General features: G+C 52.2%; 5 protein-coding genes, 1 rRNA gene and 1 pseudogene. 3 read left to right on the forward strand and 4 right to left on the reverse strand.

Going from position 1 to position 6,483, the window contains the following annotated elements; translation table 11 throughout:
* Positions 1–103 precede the first annotated feature (103 nt).
* Together rrf and D5281_RS23705 are read left to right on the forward strand one after the other, a co-directional pair.
* Positions 104–219, forward strand: a 5S ribosomal RNA gene (gene rrf / locus D5281_RS23700).
* Between the two features lie 318 nt (positions 220–537).
* Positions 538–783 (forward strand): annotated as a pseudogene (locus D5281_RS23705) (hypothetical protein); the annotation flags it as partial.
* Between the two features lie 1,208 nt (positions 784–1,991).
* Here the strand turns inward: D5281_RS23705 and D5281_RS23710 are convergent.
* The gene (locus D5281_RS23710) at positions 1,992–2,267 is read right to left on the reverse strand and encodes a hypothetical protein (protein WP_006286293.1); all 276 of its coding nucleotides are present in this window, start codon (positions 2,265–2,267) and stop codon (positions 1,992–1,994) included.
* A gap of 664 nt (positions 2,268–2,931) precedes the next feature.
* Between D5281_RS23710 and D5281_RS23715 the strand changes: the two genes are divergently transcribed.
* Entirely contained in the window at positions 2,932–4,137 is a 1,206-nt protein-coding gene (locus tag D5281_RS23715) for a hypothetical protein (protein ID WP_012262099.1), read from the forward strand.
* Between the two features lie 215 nt (positions 4,138–4,352).
* Here the strand turns inward: D5281_RS23715 and catA are convergent, their stop codons facing one another.
* From catA to D5281_RS26780, 3 genes are all read right to left on the reverse strand, one after another.
* On the reverse strand, positions 4,353–5,000 hold the full coding sequence (gene catA, locus D5281_RS23725) for a type A chloramphenicol O-acetyltransferase (protein ID WP_330585301.1): 648 nt from the start codon (positions 4,998–5,000) through the stop codon (positions 4,353–4,355).
* 131 nt (positions 5,001–5,131) lie between these two features.
* Positions 5,132–6,163: a DNA-binding transcriptional repressor LacI gene (gene lacI / locus D5281_RS23730; RefSeq protein WP_006286298.1), complete on the reverse strand. Its 1,032-nt coding sequence runs from the start codon at positions 6,161–6,163 to the stop codon at positions 5,132–5,134.
* A gap of 76 nt (positions 6,164–6,239) precedes the next feature.
* Positions 6,240–6,483: hypothetical protein (locus D5281_RS26780; protein ID WP_408637312.1), on the reverse strand; the 244-nt coding region annotated here is incomplete at its 5' end.

A 6,483-nucleotide genomic window follows, 5' to 3' on the forward strand; every position in this document is an offset into this window, starting at 1 on the left:
TGAGGTCTCACCGAAGCTTGGCTGTTTTGGCGGATGAGAGAAGATTTTCAGCCTGATACAGATTAAATCAGAACGCAGAAGCGGTCTGATAAAACAGAATTTGCCTGGCGGCAGTAGCGCGGTGGTCCCACCTGACCCCATGCCGAACTCAGAAGTGAAACGCCGTAGCGCCGATGGTAGTGTGGGTGCTCCCCATGCGAGAGTAGGGAACTGCCAGGCATCAAATAAAACGAAAGGCTCAGTCGAAAGACTGGGCCTTTCGTTTTATCTGTTGTTTGTCGGTGAACGCTCTCCTGAGTAGGACAAATCCGCCGGGAGCGGATTTGAACGTTGCGAAGCAACGGCCCGGAGGGTGGCGGGCAGGACGCCCGCCATAAACTGCCAGGCATCAAATTAAGCAGAAGGCCATCCTGACGGATGGCCTTTTTGCGTTTCTACAAACTCTTTTGTTTATTTTTCTAAATACATTCAAATATGTATCCGCTCATGAGACAATAACCCTGATAAATGCTTCAATAATATTGAAAAAGGAAGAGTATGAGTATTCAACATTTCCGTGTCGCCCTTATTCCCTTTTTTGCGGCATTTTGCCTTCCTGTTTTTGCTCACCCAGAAACGCTGGTGAAAGTAAAAGATGCTGAAGATCAGTTGGGTGCACGAGTGGGTTACATCGAACTGGATCTCAACAGCGGTAAGATCCTTGAGAGTTTTCGCCCCGAAGAACGTTTTCCAATGATGAGCACTTTTGCTTCCTCGCTCACTGACTCGCTGCGCTCGGTCGTTCGGCTGCGGCGAGCGGTATCAGCTCACTCAAAGGCGGTAATACGGTTATCCACAGAATCAGGGGATAACGCAGGAAAGAACATGTGAGCAAAAGGCCAGCAAAAGGCCAGGAACCGTAAAAAGGCCGCGTTGCTGGCGTTTTTCCATAGGCTCCGCCCCCCTGACGAGCATCACAAAAATCGACGCTCAAGTCAGAGGTGGCGAAACCCGACAGGACTATAAAGATACCAGGCGTTTCCCCCTGGAAGCTCCCTCGTGCGCTCTCCTGTTCCGACCCTGCCGCTTACCGGATACCTGTCCGCCTTTCTCCCTTCGGGAAGCGTGGCGCTTTCTCATAGCTCACGCTGTAGGTATCTCAGTTCGGTGTAGGTCGTTCGCTCCAAGCTGGGCTGTGTGCACGAACCCCCCGTTCAGCCCGACCGCTGCGCCTTATCCGGTAACTATCGTCTTGAGTCCAACCCGGTAAGACACGACTTATCGCCACTGGCAGCAGCCACTGGTAACAGGATTAGCAGAGCGAGGTATGTAGGCGGTGCTACAGAGTTCTTGAAGTGGTGGCCTAACTACGGCTACACTAGAAGAACAGTATTTGGTATCTGCGCTCTGCTGAAGCCAGTTACCTTCGGAAAAAGAGTTGGTAGCTCTTGATCCGGCAAACAAACCACCGCTGGTAGCGGTGGTTTTTTTGTTTGCAAGCAGCAGATTACGCGCAGAAAAAAAGGATCTCAAGAAGATCCTTTGATCTTTTCTACGGGGTCTGACGCTCAGTGGAACGAAAACTCACGTTAAGGGATTTTGGTCATGAGATTATCAAAAAGGATCTTCACCTAGATCCTTTTGGGGTGGGCGAAGAACTCCAGCATGAGATCCCCGCGCTGGAGGATCATCCAGCCATTCGGGGTCGTTCACTGGTTCCCCTTTCTGATTTCTGGCATAGAAGAACCCCCGTGAACTGTGTGGTTCCGGGGGTTGCTGATTTTTGCGAGACTTCTCGCGCAATTCCCTAGCTTAGGTGAAAACACCATGAAACACTAGGGAAACACCCATGAAACACCCATTAGGGCAGTAGGGCGGCTTCTTCGTCTAGGGCTTGCATTTGGGCGGTGATCTGGTCTTTAGCGTGTGAAAGTGTGTCGTAGGTGGCGTGCTCAATGCACTCGAACGTCACGTCATTTACCGGGTCACGGTGGGCAAAGATAACTAGTGGGTTAGACATTGTTTTCCTCGTTGTCGGTGGTGGTGAGCTTTTCTAGCCGCTCGGTAAACGCGGCGATCATGAACTCTTGGAGGTTTTCACCGTTCTGCATGCCTGCGCGCTTCATGTCCTCACGTAGTGCCAAAGGAACGCGTGCGGTGACCACGACGGGCTTAGCCTTTGCCTGCGCTTCTAGTGCTTCGATGGTGGCTTGTGCCTGCGCTTGCTGCGCCTGTAGTGCCTGTTGAGCTTCTTGTAGTTGCTGTTCTAGCTGTGCCTTGGTTGCCATGCTTTAAGACTCTAGTAGCTTTCCTGCGATATGTCATGCGCATGCGTAGCAAACATTGTCCTGCAACTCATTCATTATGTGCAGTGCTCCTGTTACTTGTCGTACATACTCATATTTACCTAGTCTGCATGCAGTGCATGCACATGCAGTCATGTCGTGCTAATGTGTAAAACATGTACATGCAGATTGCTGGGGGTGCAGGGGGCGGAGCCACCCTGTCCATGCGGGGTGTGGGGCTTGCCCCGCCGGTACAGACAGTGAGCACCGGGGCACCTAGTCGCGGATACCCCCCCTAGGTATCGGACACGTAACCCTCCCATGTCGATGCAAATCTTTAACATTGAGTACGGGTAAGCTGGCACGCATAGCCAAGCTAGGCGGCCACCAAACACCACTAAAAATTAATAGTCCCTAGACAAGACAAACCCCCGTGCGAGCTACCAACTCATATGCACGGGGGCCACATAACCCGAAGGGGTTTCAATTGACAACCATAGCACTAGCTAAGACAACGGGCACAACACCCGCACAAACTCGCACTGCGCAACCCCGCACAACATCGGGTCTAGGTAACACTGAAATAGAAGTGAACACCTCTAAGGAACCGCAGGTCAATGAGGGTTCTAAGGTCACTCGCGCTAGGGCGTGGCGTAGGCAAAACGTCATGTACAAGATCACCAATAGTAAGGCTCTGGCGGGGTGCCATAGGTGGCGCAGGGACGAAGCTGTTGCGGTGTCCTGGTCGTCTAACGGTGCTTCGCAGTTTGAGGGTCTGCAAAACTCTCACTCTCGCTGGGGGTCACCTCTGGCTGAATTGGAAGTCATGGGCGAACGCCGCATTGAGCTGGCTATTGCTACTAAGAATCACTTGGCGGCGGGTGGCGCGCTCATGATGTTTGTGGGCACTGTTCGACACAACCGCTCACAGTCATTTGCGCAGGTTGAAGCGGGTATTAAGACTGCGTACTCTTCGATGGTGAAAACATCTCAGTGGAAGAAAGAACGTGCACGGTACGGGGTGGAGCACACCTATAGTGACTATGAGGTCACAGACTCTTGGGCGAACGGTTGGCACTTGCACCGCAACATGCTGTTGTTCTTGGATCGTCCACTGTCTGACGATGAACTCAAGGCGTTTGAGGATTCCATGTTTTCCCGCTGGTCTGCTGGTGTGGTTAAGGCCGGTATGGACGCGCCACTGCGTGAGCACGGGGTCAAACTTGATCAGGTGTCTACCTGGGGTGGAGACGCTGCGAAAATGGCAACCTACCTCGCTAAGGGCATGTCTCAGGAACTGACTGGCTCCGCTACTAAAACCGCGTCTAAGGGGTCGTACACGCCGTTTCAGATGTTGGATATGTTGGCCGATCAAAGCGACGCCGGCGAGGATATGGACGCTGTTTTGGTGGCTCGGTGGCGTGAGTATGAGGTTGGTTCTAAAAACCTGCGTTCGTCCTGGTCACGTGGGGCTAAGCGTGCTTTGGGCATTGATTACATAGACGCTGATGTACGTCGTGAAATGGAAGAAGAACTGTACAAGCTCGCCGGTCTGGAAGCACCGGAACGGGTCGAATCAACCCGCGTTGCTGTTGCTTTGGTGAAGCCCGATGATTGGAAACTGATTCAGTCTGATTTCGCGGTTAGGCAGTACGTTCTCGATTGCGTGGATAAGGCTAAGGACGTGGCCGCTGCGCAACGTGTCGCTAATGAGGTGCTGGCAAGTCTGGGTGTGGATTCCACCCCGTGCATGATCGTTATGGATGATGTGGACTTGGACGCGGTTCTGCCTACTCATGGGGACGCTACTAAGCGTGATCTGAATGCGGCGGTGTTCGCGGGTAATGAGCAGACTATTCTTCGCACCCACTAAAAGCGGCATAAACCCCGTTCGATATTTTGTGCGATGAATTTATGGTCAATGTCGCGGGGGCAAACTATGATGGGTCTTGTTGTTGGCGTCCCGGAAAACGATTCCGAAGCCCAACCTTTCATAGAAGGCGGCGGTGGAATCGAAATCTCGTGATGGCAGGTTGGGCGTCGCTTGGTCGGTCATTTCGAAGGGCACCAATAACTGCCTTAAAAAAATTACGCCCCGCCCTGCCACTCATCGCAGTACTGTTGTAATTCATTAAGCATTCTGCCGACATGGAAGCCATCACAAACGGCATGATGAACCTGAATCGCCAGCGGCATCAGCACCTTGTCGCCTTGCGTATAATATTTGCCCATGGTGAAAACGGGGGCGAAGAAGTTGTCCATATTGGCCACGTTTAAATCAAAACTGGTGAAACTCACCCAGGGATTGGCTGAGACGAAAAACATATTCTCAATAAACCCTTTAGGGAAATAGGCCAGGTTTTCACCGTAACACGCCACATCTTGCGAATATATGTGTAGAAACTGCCGGAAATCGTCGTGGTATTCACTCCAGAGCGATGAAAACGTTTCAGTTTGCTCATGGAAAACGGTGTAACAAGGGTGAACACTATCCCATATCACCAGCTCACCGTCTTTCATTGCCATACGTAACTCCGGATGAGCATTCATCAGGCGGGCAAGAATGTGAATAAAGGCCGGATAAAACTTGTGCTTATTTTTCTTTACGGTCTTTAAAAAGGCCGTAATATCCAGCTGAACGGTCTGGTTATAGGTACATTGAGCAACTGACTGAAATGCCTCAAAATGTTCTTTACGATGCCATTGGGATATATCAACGGTGGTATATCCAGTGATTTTTTCTCCATTTTAGCTTCCTTAGCTCCTGAAAATCTCGTCGAAGCTCGGCGGATTTGTCCTACTCAAGCTGATCCGACAAAATCCACACATTATCCCAGGTGTCCGGATCGGTCAAATACGCTGCCAGCTCATAGACCGTATCCAAAGCATCCGGGGCTGATCCCCGGCGCCAGGGTGGTTTTTCTTTTCACCAGTGAGACGGGCAACAGCTGATTGCCCTTCACCGCCTGGCCCTGAGAGAGTTGCAGCAAGCGGTCCACGCTGGTTTGCCCCAGCAGGCGAAAATCCTGTTTGATGGTGGTTAACGGCGGGATATAACATGAGCTGTCTTCGGTATCGTCGTATCCCACTACCGAGATATCCGCACCAACGCGCAGCCCGGACTCGGTAATGGCGCGCATTGCGCCCAGCGCCATCTGATCGTTGGCAACCAGCATCGCAGTGGGAACGATGCCCTCATTCAGCATTTGCATGGTTTGTTGAAAACCGGACATGGCACTCCAGTCGCCTTCCCGTTCCGCTATCGGCTGAATTTGATTGCGAGTGAGATATTTATGCCAGCCAGCCAGACGCAGACGCGCCGAGACAGAACTTAATGGGCCCGCTAACAGCGCGATTTGCTGGTGACCCAATGCGACCAGATGCTCCACGCCCAGTCGCGTACCGTCTTCATGGGAGAAAATAATACTGTTGATGGGTGTCTGGTCAGAGACATCAAGAAATAACGCCGGAACATTAGTGCAGGCAGCTTCCACAGCAATGGCATCCTGGTCATCCAGCGGATAGTTAATGATCAGCCCACTGACGCGTTGCGCGAGAAGATTGTGCACCGCCGCTTTACAGGCTTCGACGCCGCTTCGTTCTACCATCGACACCACCACGCTGGCACCCAGTTGATCGGCGCGAGATTTAATCGCCGCGACAATTTGCGACGGCGCGTGCAGGGCCAGACTGGAGGTGGCAACGCCAATCAGCAACGACTGTTTGCCCGCCAGTTGTTGTGCCACGCGGTTGGGAATGTAATTCAGCTCCGCCATCGCCGCTTCCACTTTTTCCCGCGTTTTCGCAGAAACGTGGCTGGCCTGGTTCACCACGCGGGAAACGGTCTGATAAGAGACACCGGCATACTCTGCGACATCGTATAACGTTACTGGTTTCACATTCACCACCCTGAATTGACTCTCTTCCGGGCGCTATCATGCCATACCGCGAAAGGTTTTGCACCATTCGATGGTGTCAACGTAAATGCCGCTTCGCCTTCGCGCGCGAATTGCAAGCTGATCCGGGCTTATCGACTGCACGGTGCACCAATGCTTCTGGCGTCAGGCAGCCATCGGAAGCTGTGGTATGGCTGTGCAGGTCGTAAATCACTGCATAATTCGTGTCGCTCAAGGCGCACTCCCGTTCTGGATAATGTTTTAGGTTGAGACCGAATTCGGTCTCACCGAAGATCAGCCTCTTTGTCTTCATAGCTTTCTCC

Origin of the sequence: Parablautia muri (genome assembly GCF_009917485.1) — a bacterium.
In the GTDB taxonomy this organism is placed as follows: domain Bacteria; phylum Bacillota; class Clostridia; order Lachnospirales; family Lachnospiraceae; genus Suilimivivens; species Suilimivivens muri.